Source organism: Ekhidna sp. ABH4_415 (genome assembly GCF_056161305.1).
Window position 1 is genome coordinate 252,374 of the sequence record NZ_JBSWYW010000001.1, and the last position, 12,477, is coordinate 264,850.

Sequence of the window (12,477 nt, forward strand, 5' to 3'; positions counted from 1 at the left end):
ACTCATAAAAGTTGCACCGAAAAATCAATTAAATTAATTTTTGTTTAAAATATAGATACGGATAAAGTTAATTTTTGTTTAAAAAATGAAACACATTGCTGGTCAGGAAAGGATGGAAAGACCCTGAAACAAGTTCAGGGTGACGTTCTGTATTTAAATAGATTTTCTTTTCTGAAGGTCATTCTGAACTTTTTTCAGAATCTATCCCTCTTATTGGCCCGCCACTTTCAACACCCTCCACGTCCACATACCTGCTACAAACTCAACAAATGAAAAAGCCACCAAAGCAAGTGTTCCACGCTCAAAGACATAGAGCCAGATGAAGAAGACAAACTGAATGATCCGTACCTGAACTGTGAAACCAAAAAATGGAGTGAGGTTTTCTTTAGCATTTCGGATGTAGTAATAGCCTAACACTGCCACCACAAATCCAAGAACGATTCTCCAAACACTTTCTGGGTCAGGAATGCCGATGGCTGATAAGATTGAAGCAGGAGCAAACATGAGGAAGAGCCCTTCCACCAGTAAGTAGATTCCAAAAAACCAAACAGTTTTCGCTGGCTTATTCATAATATTATTCCCCTCCTTGGAGCGGTCAGACGTTTCTGGGTTAGGGGTGGGTGTTATAATTTACTATTTTCAAATTTCATGCAAAAATGACTTTAATCTTACTGACCCACCTCTTTCTCTCCTCCCAAGAGGAGACTAACATTCATTTTGAATATATTTCCATTGTATAAATTCCGATTCAATCTACTGAAACTATGCGAAAACTACTCACCTTCCTATTTGTGTGTCCGCTGCTTCTAAGTGCACAAACTTCTGCAGAACAAGTACTGGCCAAGGCAGTTTCATATCACGATCCTCAGGACAATTGGTCTTCGCTACAAGCAACTTTGCAGTTTAAGGAAACCCGTCCTTCCGGCCTGGATCGATCGACGATCATTGCACTTGATAATACTGAAAGCTATATGAAAATTAACCGGAATGATGAGGAGGTGTATGAAGTGAATGGGGAAGTAGCTGAAGTACTTAAGGGTGATAAAGACAAAGCGCGAGCACTCGTTCTTCGAAATTATTACCTATATCTATGGGGCTTGCCTATGAAGCTTTACGATAAATCCACACCGGAGATTACACTTGCAGAAGATGAAAAAGTAGGCGATATATTGTGTAAGGTGCTTCGTGTAGGATATGAGGAGGATACCTGGTATTTCTACATCGATGATTTTTCCGGGCGGATGTTGCAGTACAAGTTCTACAAAGACGAAGCAACTGGTAAAGGTGAACTCATCACGCTTGAAGACGAAATGATGGTGGATGGAATCAAAATCCCACAGAAGCGCAGCTGGTATACTTTGCCTGAGATGGAGTATTTAGGGACGGATATTTTGGAGGGGGTGGATTAAAAAATCAAGGAATTACAATTTATACTTGAAAGTCAGATTCTGAAATTTGACATTTTTTCTATCAGCTTCTTTAAATTGGTCTTTGTTGAAAAATTTAAAATGGATAGTTTCTCCGATCTTATTGCTGAATAGATATTTTCTTGGTTCAATAATATTATAAAGAATATTGGAGGCTAGATGTGTCATTTTTATATCTCTATATGGATCAAATTCCATTGAGTTAATCACATGCTCATTTGTTTTCTTGTCAAAGGAATAAAATGAAAGAGCATCCTCAGTATTAAACTTCATGTAGGGTTTGTTGATTTTTTCTTTTGGCCCAAATTGGAATGAAACTAGATGACGTATTCCTCTAAGACCATGTTTATAACTATTAATTTCATCTCGATTAGACAAATCTTTAGCAAAGCATTTTAATGATTCTCTGATAGTGTCAATGCTATCTTGAATGGATTTTTTATGTTTTTCTTCTTCTAATCCCAAAAAGAACATGTATCTCCATAAGTCGCTTTCCATACCGTTTCTTAGCAAAGCTTTTTTGTCAAGCTTATCAAGCTCGGAGTGTTTGCCATCAGCTAACTTTCTAATTTCCTTAAAATGATTCTTTCTTTTTGTTAAAAACTTTAAAATTTGATGGTCGTTTGATTGATTCTCATTTTCTGGAATTAAAGAGAAAACAATTTCAAACAAGGTTTCAATTGCGAGCAGATAAGTGAACCGAATATCCATTTTAACAGATCTCAGAAACTCTTTTTTACTTCCGTTTATAACTTTTTTAGTGACTGATTCAATCTCATCATCAGACATCTCCAATAATTTCTTATTGGTTAATTGTTTAAAGTCGTAGTGGTTGATTTGAAAACCTTCATAAAAACTCTTGGCTTCTATCATCTTACTTGGTTCACATTTCTGACCCAATTTAATGATCTAACAAAAAAGATTTACTCTCTCCATGCTTTAAATAAAGGAAGTGATGCAGAAAAGATTAGTTATATCAATCACTCATCCTTCAACGTCCTTGCCGGATTGATCCGATACACTTTCAAAGAGTGCAAAACGGTAGCTACTAAAGCTGTTATTAAGACCACCAAGCCTGCTGCTAGAAACAGCCACCAGCTAATGTCGATTTTATAGGCATAGTTATCCAGCCAGCCAGAGAGCAGCACATAGGCAATCGGAGAAACAATCAACATGGCAATTACAATTCGCAGTGCGAATGGTCTGAACAGATTCCCCATCAGGTCTTTCAGGTTGGCTCCCAACACTTTTCTCACGCTGATCTCTTTGGTTTTCTGTGTGGCTATCAGTGATATCAATCCATAAAGGCCCAAACAGGCAATTATTAACGTAACAATGGTCAAGGCCTGAAACATCTTGGCGAATGCCACATCTTCCTGATACAATGAATTGAGATGGTTTTCTAAAAAGATCAAATCAAATGGGAGATCAGGAAAAATGCTGCTCCATTTAGCTTCAATGTTTTCAACCAGTTCGAGCATATTCCCCGGTTCCACTCTTATGTAAACGTCTTCTTGCAAGGTTCTTGGATACATGATAGCCAATGGACCAATATCGTTGTGTAGTGAGGAGAAATGATAATCGGCAACTACACCAACAATATTGCCTGTACGAATCTGTCCCACCTGAATCGGTCGTCCAATCGCTTCTTCCGGTGACGAGTAGCCCATATACCCAACCGCTTTCTCGTTTATGATGACCGCTCCGGCACTATCGGTAGGATACGATTTGTCAAATTCTCTACCTGCAACCATTGGAATCCCCAACATTTCAAAATAGCCATAGTCAACTCCATCGATAAATATGGGTTTTGATTCCTCCATGTCAGGTGTTTTCACCGGCACATTCCCATTGTCACCATCCATTCTTCCCCCACCGATGGCGACTCCAAATACTCTCTGTATGGAGTTCAACTGATTTTTCAACACGTCAGCTTTCTGTAGAAGCGACTGACCGGGTACCCTAAGTACCGCTAAGGCAGATTTATCATACCCCAGATCCTTCTCCTGAATGTAGGAGATTTGCTGATAGATAATAATGCTTCCGGCCAGTAAACCTATGGTGATGATAAACTGCATGGTCACAAGCACCTTTCGCAAGTTGATCCCCAATTGACCTCCTGAGATCGTTCTCGCCAGCGCAGCAATGGCTTTAGTTTTAGACATAATAAATGCAGGATAAGCGCCACCTAATATTCCGACCATCGAGGCTAAAATAATTGCTGCAAATGCAAGCCATTGGTTCGATTGCCACACCTCCATCGCATATATATTGATGCCTAAGTAGGACTCCAGAAAATTGATAGCTGGAAGAATAAGAGCAATGGAAATGATGAAGGAAATCAATGAAAGAATGACAGATTCAATGGCAAATTGAAAAACCACCATTCGTTTACTCGCTCCAAGTGCTTTACGAACGCCCACCTCTTTCGTTCGGGTGAGTGATTGTGCTACAGTCAAGTTGGTGTAATTGAAAATGATCAGGAACAGGAGCAATGCTCCGGTTATACTTAATGCGTAAATATTATTCCAGCTGCCGGATGCAACAATGTCATTCTTGATGTCACCCAGATATATATCTTCTAGTGGCTGCAGATCGAAGCGAAAGAGATCCCAGCGATCTTCAGACCAATGCGTATGAATAAAATCAACCAATTGCTCTTCCAGCTGCTTTTCCATTGAAGGGTCTTTCAATAGCACATACGTGTGAAAGGAAATCCACCCCCAGGAATTCAAAGTGACCGGATATCCAAAAGGAACCCTAAATGCATGAAAAGGAATGATAAAATCAAATGTGAAGTGACTGGTGGACGGATAGGGATTCAATACGCCAGTCACAGTATAGGGTGTTTCGGATATTTCGATTCGTTGACCCACTGCCGACGAAGAGCCAAAGTATTTTTCAGCCATATCAGCTGATAAAACCACGGAATTGGTGTTCTTTAGAGCGGTTCTTTCGTCACCTTTGGCAAGTGAGTAATCGAACATATTGAACAAGGTGCTGTCAATGTAGAAAATCCCGTCTTCATAGAAGTTTTTGTTACCAACTTTTACCGGTTGTGTAGGTGTGTCTCTCACACGCATGTAGTTTTCAATTTCGTCATACGCTTCCACCAATGCAGGGCCAACCGGAGGTCCTACTGTTGCTAAATGGCGATCACTTCTTCCTGTGCTGCGTTCATCATGAGTTACCTTGAATATGTGATCAGACTTTTGATGCCACTGATCGTAACTCAGCTCTCTGGTAACCATTAGTGCAATGATCAAACTAAGTGTGAATCCGATGGTGAGACCAACGCCATTCAAGAGGGTACTCATCTTATCTTTTTTGAGATTTCTCCAAGCCGGTCTAAGTGTGTGTTTGATAAACATAGTAGAGGTATTGAGTTGATTATTGTTTTTCCAGGTGTATCGATAGCGAGTGAAAAGGAGCGTGGTTATGATGAGATGAAGCTTGGTTCGAAACATTCCATGCTTCTTTTGAAATACCTCCATCTCTTCGTTCAGGTCACCAATTATTTCTTCTCTCACTCTTTCATTAAAGAGTGCACGACACAAAAACTTCACACTTCTTGGAAGCTCATTCATGTGGTGATGAATTGCGTTTGCAGCACTTTTTCTGGGATTTTATCCCAAAATTTTGCTCGAAGATTTTTGGCCTCCTCCAGCTTTTTCAACCCCAATGCTGTGATTTCGAAAATTCGTTTTCGCTTACCACCTCTCACTGAGGTAGCCTCACCCAGGTAACTTTTCAGCAGCCCTTTGTCTTCCAGTCTGGCCAAAGCCCCATGGGCTGTGCTCAAGTTGATATTTCGCTTTGCTGTTTGATTGATTTCATCTTTTACCGTATTGCCGTAAGTGTCCGGATGGGTCGTGCAAACGGCCAAAAGCACCAATTCTTCAAATTCTCCAAGATGTGTTCCTTTCATAGAATGATTAAATACGTATATGTAGAAAATATGTTAAATGTTACGATTTATTTAACAAGTCATTATTTACTTAACAAATGTGAAACTTATATATTACATTCACGTTTGTTAAGTAAATATTTTGATCCATGGAATATCAATTAGGTGAATTTGAAGAGCTTGTCTTATTGACAGTGGCTGCTCAGCATAATGAAGCATATGGAGTTTCGATTCATGAATTTTTAACCGAGGAAACCAAAAAGAAAATCAATATCAGCGCGATTCATGTCGCATTGAAACGATTGGAAAAGAAAGGTTTTGTTGACTCTCGTTTCGGCGGTATTACCGAAGAACGAGGAGGGAGAAGGAAGAAATTCTACATCGTGACAGCACTAGGAAAGAAAGTTTTGGATGCTTCGCATGATTTGCGAACAAGCATCTATCAGAAAATACCACAACTACAATTTGCTAAAATCTGATGTCACAAAATCAACCACCAAAATGGGCAGTACGCTTTCTGCGCCTGTATTGTCGGGAAGAGTATCTTGATGAGATCGAAGGCGATCTTTTCGAGTTTTATTATCTCAGAACCCAAACCTCCAAGCGATCAGCTAACCTGTTTTTTGTATGGAATGTGCTTCGCACATTTCGACTAATCAATCTTAAAAAAACTCAAATAAATAACTGGACTATGGATATGTTTAAGAATTACACTAAGATCTATTTTCGAAGATTCAGAAAAGAGACGGTGCACTATCTGGTGAATATTTTAGGACTCAGTATGGGATTTGCCATCCTATTTTTCATCCTCATGTATGTATATGATGAGCAAAATATTGATCACTACCATAGCAAAAAGGATCGGATCTATCGGGTTATCAGTGAGGTCAAGGAAGATGATGGCATGCATCAGTATCTCTCTGTGCCCGGCCCACTTGCTGATGCTTTGAAGTCAGAATTCCCGGCTATTGAAGAAACCGCACATCTCACATACATGGGCTCACAGGTGTTGGTTGAAGGAGATAAAAGAATTGCCGAGCGGGATTGGGCGATCGCCACAAGAAACATATTTGAAATTCTGGATTTTGAGATAGTCGAAGGAGACCCACTCAAAACATTTAATGGTACTGCGGCGATGGTGGTCACAGAGGAATTAGCCATGCGTCTTTTCAATAGTACGGATGTGGTTGGTGAGGTAATTGATGACACCAATTTCGGACCTACTGAGATTTTGGCTGTGATGAATGAAATGCCAAAAAATTCCACCTACCAATTCAGCAATATCTACATCGCCAATTATGATCAGTGGAGTGAGGGCTGGCAGAGATTTGTCAATTCCTGGGATGGTAGGTTGGCGATGACATGGGTTCTTTTAAAGGAAGGTGCTAGTCCGGTAGAAATTACATCTTCTCAGGATCAGTTTTTGTCAAAATATCTTGCTTCAGATCATGAAATCAAAGGATTTCAATTACAAAGTATCAAGGACATTCATCTACTTTCAAATGATATTGAAAGGGGCGGTATGAATCCTGAGTTGGCGATTCCTATTAGTGATCAGAAATTTGTAAGTATGATCATGATAATGGGCCTTCTGGTGATCTTAATTGCCGCACTTAACTACATAAATCTTTCCTCAGTTCAGGCATTAAAGCGGACACTTGAAGCTAGCATGAGGAAGATCAATGGAGCGAACAATAAGCATTTACTTTTACAACTTTTTTTTGAAACACTATTGACCGTATTGATTGCGTATTCGATTGCACTTCTTTTAGTGGTATTCTTATTTCCATTTTTCCAACAGATTGCAAATAAAGAATTCACGGTTTCACTACTATTTACTATCGATTTCATTCCTTACCATTTAGTTTCAATTCTAATTATTTGGATGGTATCGGCCATGCTACCAGCCATATACTATTCAAAACTCAAGCGATCACTAATGATATTAAAAAATGCCTTTTCAGGAAAAGGAGATTTTTTGCGGAAAGGTTTGGTTGGTGTTCAATATGCACTTTCCATCTTTCTTATTATTGGCTCAATGGTCATTTATCGTCAGCTCAATTATGTACAACAAAAAGATCTCGGTTTTGATAATGAAAACCTGATCGTTTTAGACATTAATTCAGGTAAAGCTAGGAGCAGTTTTAAGGAAATAATTAATGGAATACAGCAGCATGCCAATGTAGTCAACGTGTCTACTTCGTCGCGTGTGCCAGGAGAGTGGAAAAATCTACCAACAGCAAGATTGGCAACCAATTTAACAGATAATGCAATAGAGGCAAGTCACTATGGGATTGATCACCGTTGGTTAGACACCTACAACATGGAATTGAAAGAAGGGAGAAACTTTTCAGGAAGTGATCAGTCTGATAGTCTTGATATTATAGTAAATGCGGAAACCGCTACGATGCTCAACCTTGAAGATCCAATTGGTAAAACCATTTGGGTGATGAGTCAGGATGATTCGGTTCAGATGGAAATTATCGGACTTGTTGAGGATTTTCATTTTGAGTCTCTTTATAAGCCAATAGGCCCGGTTTTACTTACAAGTTGGAGTAATCATATTAGAACCATAGATTATTTCACCATTCGCTACAGAGCAAACCCCAAAGAAACAATCGCACATATTGAGGAGGTCAATGCTACATTCGACCCTGAGACTCCTGCAGAGATCAATTTTTTGAACGAGCAATGGAAGCGTTACTATCAGGCAGAGGAAAGTAGAGCGACTATTATTTTGATTGCATCTATTGTCTCAATCATCATTTCTGCATTTGGCTTATTTGGTTTGATCAACTTCACAGTAGAGCGAAAAACCAAAGAAATTGGTATTCGAAAGGTGATGGGAGCGAATGTTCAAAACATTACCACCTTGATACTTAAAGACTATTTAATTCTGCTCGTCATTTCGCTGGTGATTGCTGCACCGGTATCCTGGTGGCTATTTGGAGATTGGCTGGCTGATTTTGCCTACCGAATCAATATGAGTTTGGATCTGTTTGTGATTGCATTTGTGCTTGTCCTCATCATTTCATTCACAACAGTTTTAGCCAGGATTTATAAGATAGCTAAGGCCAACCCGGTACATTCCATTCGATACGAATAACTAAAATCTCATGGCCTTTTTTTACCATTTGGAAGAAAGCTGAAACTAAGACACACAATTTCTGGTTGTTTTATCGTATATTATAAGGCAAACTATTGCAAATACATGGGCCAAAAGCCTATCTTTGCAGATTGCTTTTTTATACCCGTAACAATTTAGTTTTAAAGAGATAATATGCGACAGTTAAAGATTACCCAGTCAATTACCAACAGGAGAGAGAGCCACACCCTGGAGAAATATTTTACTGAGGTAAGTAACGTTCCAATGATTACTCCGGACGAGGAGGTGACGCTGGCCAAGCGCATCAAAGAGGGCGATGATCTTGCATTGGAAAAACTCGTAAAAGCAAACTTGAGGTTCGTAGTATCTGTAGCAAAGCAGTACCAGAACAGAAGTTTACCACTAAATGATTTGATCAATGAAGGAAACCTTGGATTGATCAAAGCAGCAAAGAAATTTGACGAGACAAAAGGATTTAAGTTCATCTCGTATGCGGTATGGTGGATTCGTCAGTCCATTATGCAGGCACTTGCTGAGCAGTCTCGAATTGTTCGTCTACCGATGAACAAGTCTGGTGCAATCAACCAGATTAGAAGAGCATATGCAGAGCTAGAGCAGCAGTTTGAGCGTGAGCCGACAGAAGAAGAATTGGCTGACATTCTAGACATGAAGCCGAGTGAAGTAAGAAATACGCTTGGAGCTGAAGTAAAGCAAATGTCAATGGACGCACCTTTTGGTGAAGATGAGAGTGGTTCATTACTTGACGTTCTTGAAAATGTCACCACTGGACCTACAGATGGCAACCTTGTATTCAATGATTCATTGAAGGTTGAAACGATGAGAGCACTATCTACGCTTACAGCTCGTGAAAGAGAAGTGGTGATGATGAGCTTCGGCATTGGTTGCGACAACCCGTTCACACTGGAAGAGATTGGTGATGCAATGGGGCTTACCAGAGAAAGAGTAAGACAGATCAGAGAAAAGGCACTTCAGAAATTAAGAGAGCCGGGCAAAAACAGAAGACTAAAAGAATTCTGCGCAAGCTAATAATCTGGGAAAAGCATAAATTTAAATCCTGACTATCGTGTCAGGATTTTTTTTGCCCAAATTTGAAATGCCCATTCAGGACCAACTTGCATTTGCCTTAGATCGAAATGACCAGGAGCCAAATAAGCTGGTGGCTAAACAGATTGCAAATGCTGGAGGTATAAAAGAAGTAAAAGAACTGATTTCTTTTATAAAAAAAAACCCCAAGCAAAGAGCTAAATCGGATGCTATCCTGGCATTGGCTTATGTTGGTGAGTTAGCCCCAGACTTACTCGCAGATGAAGCACCTTTTTTGATTAGCCAATTGAATAGCTCGATCAATCGGGTGATTTTTGGAAGTATGATTGGGTTGGCCCACGTTGCGCATATAAAGAAGGAAAAGCTATATGATGCACTTCCACTGATTATTGAGGCAATGGATGGTGGAACAGTGGTGACCAGAGACCATGGATTTCGAATTATGGTCACACTCTATGGTGATGAGCAATTTCAGGAAGACATGTTTCTTCTCATTCAGGAGCAATTAATGAAAGCTCCTCCCAATCAATTGGGGCAGTATACAGAGCGATTGATTCAAGTTTTGAATGAAAATCATTTGCAGCCCCTAATTGAAACATTGGAAGAACGTAGCGCGGACATCACGAATGAATATCATATTAAAAGATTAAATAAGAACCTTAAAAAGCTTTATAAACAATTATGATAAGTTGGAATGATTTTGAAAAAATTGATATGCGAGTGGGGACTATAAAAAAAGCAGAGGAATTCCCTGAAGCACATAAACCTGCATATATACTGACCATTGATTTCGGACCTGAGATTGGCATCAAGAAGAGTTCAGCTCAGATAACAACTCTATATAATAAGAAAAGACTGAAGGGCGAGCAGGTGATCGCAGTAGTGAATTTTCCCCCTAAACAAATCGGACCATTTATCAGTGAGTGCCTGGTGATGGGCATTTACAATGAACAAAACGATGTTGTTCTACTGCGTCCTCAGCGAGAAGTGATGAATGGATGTAAGGTTGGATAATGTAATGGTCTGATGTTTCTTTGCGCATTCAAATTGAATCGTAAATCAATAATTCTACAATCCTCAAATTTATATGTCTCAAACACACCTCGTTTCCTGGAACGTCAATGGCATCCGTGCCATGATCAAAAAAGATTTCATCAAAGACGTAAAGGAGATGGATCCGGATGTATTGTGTTTGCAGGAAACCAAAGGGCAACCGGAGGATGTAAAGACTGCCTTGCAACTCCTGCCTCAATATGAAGTGTCAGTGAACTCTTCAAAAGCACGAAAAGGATATTCAGGAACTGCCATTCTATCCAAAGAAAAACCTCTGGAGGTTTTTTATGATATGGGCATTGAAGAGCATGATCAGGAGGGAAGAGTCATTGCGGCAGAGTTTGAAAATTACTTTGTAGTTACTGTTTACACCCCTAATTCCGGTGAAGGAATGAAAAGACTGGATTATCGATCATCATGGGACGAAGCTTTCAGAGAGTATATCATTAGTTTGGAGGAGAAGAAACCGGTCATTATTTGCGGGGATCTGAATGTAGCTCACACTGAAATAGATATCGCCAGAGCAAAAGAAAATTATAATAAAGCTTCCGGATACACGCAGACAGAAATAGATGGGTTGGAGGCTCTTTTAAATGAGGGTTACATTGATACCTTCCGATTAAAGCATCCGGAAGAGGTAAAATACTCGTGGTGGAACTACAAGTACCGGGCACGTGAGCGAAATGTGGGCTGGCGAATCGATTATTTTCTAGTCAGCGAGAAGCTAAAAGATCAAGTGGCAGAGGCACACATTTACAATGAATACATGGGATCGGATCACTGTCCGGTCGGACTAAAACTTAATAACTAAGAAGCATGGAAACGAAACAAATCCCTTTGAATGACCTGCATGAAAAACTAGGTGGCAAAATGGTGCCCTTCGCAGGTTACAATATGCCTGTTCGATACTCCTCAGATAAAGAAGAACATATGACTGTTCGTGAATCGGTCGGTGTATTTGATGTTTCTCACATGGGTGAGTTCATGCTTCGTGGGCCTCATGCCCTGGACCTGATCCAGTGGGTGAGCAGCAATGATGCGTCTAAGATTGTGGATGGGCAAGCACAGTATTCTTGCCTGCCAAATGATAAAGGCGGGATCGTTGATGACCTTTTAATTTATCGAATGAATGAGGAGGAGTACATGTTGGTTGTAAATGCATCCAACATTGAAAAAGACTGGAACTGGATCAAAGGTCAGGATAAATGGGGTGTGGAGATGGAGAACATCTCAGATGACATTGTACTACTTGCGGTTCAAGGGCCAAAGGCAGTTGAGACGTTGCAAAAGCTGACTGAAGTTGATCTTTCGGAGGTGAAGTTTTACCGATTTGTGCAGGATAAATTAGCGGGTAAAGAAATGATCATTTCAGCTACCGGATATACCGGTTCCGGTGGATTTGAGCTATATATCAATAAGAACGATGCGGAAGAAGTATGGCACAAGATTTTTGAAGCTGGCAAGGAATTTGGTATTAAGCCAATCGGCCTAGGCGCTCGAGATACATTGCGACTGGAGAAAGGATTCTGCCTCTATGGCAATGACATTACGGATGAAACCTCTCCTTTGGAAGCAGGCTTAGGATGGGTGACCAAGTTCACGAAGGACTTTGTGAATAGTGAAAACCTGAAAGCACAAAAAGAAGCCGGCGTGACTCGTAAGTTGGTTGGATTTGAAATGATTGATCGAGGGATTCCACGTCATGATTATGAGCTGGCAGATGCAGATGGAAATATCATTGGCAAGGTGACCTCTGGTACTATGTCGCCATCTCTAAATCTGGGAATAGGGATGGGGTATGTGACGAAAGAACACAGTGCTCCCGATACTGAAATCTACGTGCAGGTTCGGAATAAAAGTTTGAAAGCGAAGGTGGTGAAGCCGCCATTTTTGAAATGACAGAAGTGTTATCCTGAGAG

At 40.1% G+C, this 12,477-nt stretch carries 12 protein-coding genes; 8 read left to right on the forward strand and 4 right to left on the reverse strand.

Features of this window, described 5'->3' with window-relative positions:
- Positions 1–210: 210 nt before the first annotated feature.
- Positions 211–570 (reverse strand): hypothetical protein, encoded by a 360-nt coding sequence (locus ACXAH9_RS01115; RefSeq protein ID WP_474893047.1) that lies wholly within the window; start codon positions 568–570, stop codon positions 211–213.
- A 194-nt stretch (positions 571–764) separates the two neighbouring features.
- Between ACXAH9_RS01115 and ACXAH9_RS01120 the strand changes: the two genes are divergently transcribed.
- Positions 765–1,409 (forward strand): DUF6503 family protein, encoded by a 645-nt coding sequence (locus tag ACXAH9_RS01120; protein WP_474893048.1) that lies wholly within the window; start codon positions 765–767, stop codon positions 1,407–1,409.
- A 12-nt stretch (positions 1,410–1,421) separates the two neighbouring features.
- Here ACXAH9_RS01120 and ACXAH9_RS01125 read toward each other — a convergent pair whose 3' ends face one another.
- From ACXAH9_RS01125 to ACXAH9_RS01135, 3 genes are all read right to left on the reverse strand, one after another.
- Entirely contained in the window at positions 1,422–2,300 is an 879-nt protein-coding gene (locus ACXAH9_RS01125; protein ID WP_474893049.1) for a hypothetical protein, read from the reverse strand.
- Between the two features lie 107 nt (positions 2,301–2,407).
- On the reverse strand, positions 2,408–5,014 hold the full coding sequence (locus ACXAH9_RS01130; RefSeq protein ID WP_474893050.1) for an ABC transporter permease: 2,607 nt from the start codon (positions 5,012–5,014) through the stop codon (positions 2,408–2,410).
- A complete protein-coding gene (locus ACXAH9_RS01135; protein WP_474893051.1) occupies positions 5,011–5,355 on the reverse strand; it encodes a PadR family transcriptional regulator in 345 nt (114 codons plus the stop codon). The genes ACXAH9_RS01130 and ACXAH9_RS01135 overlap by 4 nt, the downstream gene beginning before the upstream one ends.
- 128 nt (positions 5,356–5,483) lie before the next feature.
- Here ACXAH9_RS01135 and ACXAH9_RS01140 point away from each other — a divergent pair, with 128 nt between their 5' ends.
- From ACXAH9_RS01140 to gcvT, 7 genes are all read left to right on the forward strand, one after another.
- Positions 5,484–5,813: a PadR family transcriptional regulator gene (locus ACXAH9_RS01140; protein WP_421764160.1), complete on the forward strand. Its 330-nt coding sequence runs from the start codon at positions 5,484–5,486 to the stop codon at positions 5,811–5,813.
- Positions 5,813–8,440, forward strand: coding sequence for an ABC transporter permease (locus ACXAH9_RS01145; protein ID WP_474893052.1), 2,628 nt, complete (start codon positions 5,813–5,815; stop codon positions 8,438–8,440). The genes ACXAH9_RS01140 and ACXAH9_RS01145 overlap by 1 nt, the downstream gene beginning before the upstream one ends.
- A gap of 174 nt (positions 8,441–8,614) precedes the next feature.
- Complete coding sequence (locus tag ACXAH9_RS01150; protein WP_348280047.1) at positions 8,615–9,487, forward strand: sigma-70 family RNA polymerase sigma factor; 873 nt, start codon at positions 8,615–8,617, stop codon at positions 9,485–9,487.
- A 37-nt stretch (positions 9,488–9,524) separates the two neighbouring features.
- Complete coding sequence (locus ACXAH9_RS01155) at positions 9,525–10,190, forward strand: hypothetical protein (RefSeq protein WP_474893053.1); 666 nt, start codon at positions 9,525–9,527, stop codon at positions 10,188–10,190.
- Positions 10,187–10,519, forward strand: a complete 333-nt coding sequence (locus ACXAH9_RS01160; RefSeq protein WP_474893054.1) for a tRNA-binding protein — start codon at positions 10,187–10,189, stop codon at positions 10,517–10,519. Before ACXAH9_RS01155 ends, ACXAH9_RS01160 begins: the two co-directional genes overlap by 4 nt.
- Positions 10,520–10,592: 73 nt before the next feature.
- Entirely contained in the window at positions 10,593–11,369 is a 777-nt protein-coding gene (locus ACXAH9_RS01165; RefSeq protein ID WP_474893055.1) for an exodeoxyribonuclease III, read from the forward strand.
- Between the two features lie 5 nt (positions 11,370–11,374).
- Complete coding sequence (gcvT, locus tag ACXAH9_RS01170) at positions 11,375–12,457, forward strand: glycine cleavage system aminomethyltransferase GcvT (RefSeq protein ID WP_474893056.1); 1,083 nt, start codon at positions 11,375–11,377, stop codon at positions 12,455–12,457.
- Positions 12,458–12,477 lie beyond the last annotated feature (20 nt).

Coding starts and splice junctions, on each gene's coding strand:
- ACXAH9_RS01160 (WP_474893054.1), top strand. CDS start 10,187: ATGATAAGTTGGAATGATTTTGAAAAAATTGATATGCGAGTGGGGACT.
- gcvT (WP_474893056.1), top strand. CDS start 11,375: ATGGAAACGAAACAAATCCCTTTGAATGACCTGCATGAAAAACTAGGT.
- ACXAH9_RS01165 (WP_474893055.1), top strand. CDS start 10,593: ATGTCTCAAACACACCTCGTTTCCTGGAACGTCAATGGCATCCGTGCC.
- ACXAH9_RS01115 (WP_474893047.1), bottom strand. CDS start 570: ATGAATAAGCCAGCGAAAACTGTTTGGTTTTTTGGAATCTACTTACTG.
- ACXAH9_RS01130 (WP_474893050.1), bottom strand. CDS start 5,014: ATGAATGAGCTTCCAAGAAGTGTGAAGTTTTTGTGTCGTGCACTCTTT.
- ACXAH9_RS01135 (WP_474893051.1), bottom strand. CDS start 5,355: ATGAAAGGAACACATCTTGGAGAATTTGAAGAATTGGTGCTTTTGGCC.
- ACXAH9_RS01145 (WP_474893052.1), top strand. CDS start 5,813: ATGTCACAAAATCAACCACCAAAATGGGCAGTACGCTTTCTGCGCCTG.
- ACXAH9_RS01140 (WP_421764160.1), top strand. CDS start 5,484: ATGGAATATCAATTAGGTGAATTTGAAGAGCTTGTCTTATTGACAGTG.
- ACXAH9_RS01125 (WP_474893049.1), bottom strand. CDS start 2,300: ATGATAGAAGCCAAGAGTTTTTATGAAGGTTTTCAAATCAACCACTAC.
- ACXAH9_RS01120 (WP_474893048.1), top strand. CDS start 765: ATGCGAAAACTACTCACCTTCCTATTTGTGTGTCCGCTGCTTCTAAGT.
- ACXAH9_RS01150 (WP_348280047.1), top strand. CDS start 8,615: ATGCGACAGTTAAAGATTACCCAGTCAATTACCAACAGGAGAGAGAGC.